Source organism: Mesorhizobium sp. M7A.F.Ca.AU.002.02.1.1, assembly GCF_003998535.1.
Classification (GTDB): Bacteria; Pseudomonadota; Alphaproteobacteria; order Rhizobiales; family Rhizobiaceae; genus Mesorhizobium; species Mesorhizobium ciceri.
Genome location: NZ_RZPB01001057.1, coordinates 1 through 1684, shown reverse-complemented (window position 1 = coordinate 1684; position 1684 = coordinate 1). Strand labels below are relative to the sequence as shown.

At 57.5% G+C, this 1684-nt stretch carries 2 protein-coding genes; both read right to left on the bottom strand.

Features of this window, described 5'->3' with window-relative positions:
- Positions 1 to 597: DUF4142 domain-containing protein (locus EN879_RS34930; protein ID WP_164774800.1), on the bottom strand; the 597-nt coding region annotated here is incomplete at its 3' end.
- 59 nt (positions 598 to 656) lie between these two features.
- The coding region (locus EN879_RS34925; protein WP_127274662.1) for a cytochrome B6 at positions 657 to 1684 on the bottom strand (1028 nt) is incomplete at its 5' end.

Here is a 1684-nt window from a genome sequence, read left to right as displayed (position 1 = left end):
GGCCTTTTGCGTATCCGGCGCGAACAGGGCTTGGCCTGCCAGCTTCGCGTGCAACGTGCGGGCCAGGTCAAGATGTTCAAGCACCGTCGGCAGCTTTTCGGAGGCGAAGCGCTGAAGCGCTGCATCCTCGCCCGAGCCTATCTCCCAAGCCAGGAGCTGCGCCGTCCTTTGGTGATCGACGATCTGCGCCCTCAGGTACGCCAGCTCAAACGCGGCGCCGTCGAGCTTTTCGAGATCGGAACGGATTTTCTTGTGATCTGGATCGAGCCCTTCGGGAAGTGGAATCTTGCTTTTATCGGCCACGGATTTCAGCTGCTCATTGGCCTTGTTGTGATCATCGACCATCCGATTTGCAAATTCACGGAGGTCTTCGTGGCTTGTCTTTCCAGCCGCGAGTCGCCCGAACTCTATCTCGGCCCTGCCGCCTGCCGTAATTAGCTGTACGAAAAGCCGATCCTGATAATTCGTCTGGTGCGGTGCTGGAACTCCAGGCTTCTCCATACTGGTATCGGGGGCAAGACCGGCTGGATTGCCGATTTGCGCCAGCGCACAGCAGGGCGACACTGCCAGGACTACTGTCATTATGGCGGCACGCATGAACTGTCCTCCATTCAATACCTAGTTAATTGTCGGCCGCGGTTTTTCCCGGATGATGTCTAGAGCGTGAGCAAATAGGCCACCAATGCTTCCTTTTCCGATTGGTCGAGCTTCGTTCCGAGCACCAGGTTGAAGAACTCAACGGTATCGCCCAGCGTCATCAGACGGCCGTCATGAAGATAGGGCGGAGAATCCTTGATCCCGCGCAACGTGAAGGTCTTGATGGGTCCATCTGGAATGGCAACCTGGTCGTTGAACGTCTGACCAACTTTGTAGAATCGCTCGAGCTTCAGGTCGTGCATATTGTTGTCCATGAAGGACTGGGCTGGAACATGACATTCGCCGCAGCGGCCCTTTCCCATGAACACCTGCTCGCCCTTGATCTCCAGCGCACTGGCGGTAGCCGGGTCAAGTCGTCCAAAGGGATCGAGCTTGGGTGCCGGAGGAAAATCGATGATGTTCTGCATCTGCGCCATCATCGCGACCTGGTTGGGCCGATCCGGCAGGTTCACGCCCTTGCGGGTGGCGCTCACGTGATCGCCGTTGAAATAGGCGGTGCGCTGTTCGAACTCCGTAAAGTCTTCCACGGAACGCAGCGAGCGCTTGGATCCGTGGATCTGCTGGTTGAACAAGCCGCGCAGGCTGGTTGTGTCGAGCCGGAAGCGCTCGGCTTGCGGCCGCACGTCCGGGGTGAGGTGAAACGCCCCGTTGGTGTGGAAATTGGAATGGCAATCGAGGCAAGCGACACCCGTGCTTTGCATCGCTACCTTCCTGTCCTCGGTCTGGTTGAATTCCTCCTGCGGAAATGGCGTCAGCAGCAGACGAAGTCCTTCCATCTGCACGGGCGTGATGATGCCGTTCATGTATTCGTAGAAGTTGCGTATCGTCAGCAGATCCCCTCGCGACACATCTCCAAGCTCCGGGTGCGTGGTCAGAAATATTGGAGGTGGAAACTCCGGGGTAAGGTGATCCGGTAGATCGAAATCGACGTCGAAGCGTCGCAGATCGCGTCCTTCATCAGCGCCGATCTCTCTAATCTCACTTTCAGGAAAGACCTGACCTCCGGCGGCCTGCTTGACGTGCGGCA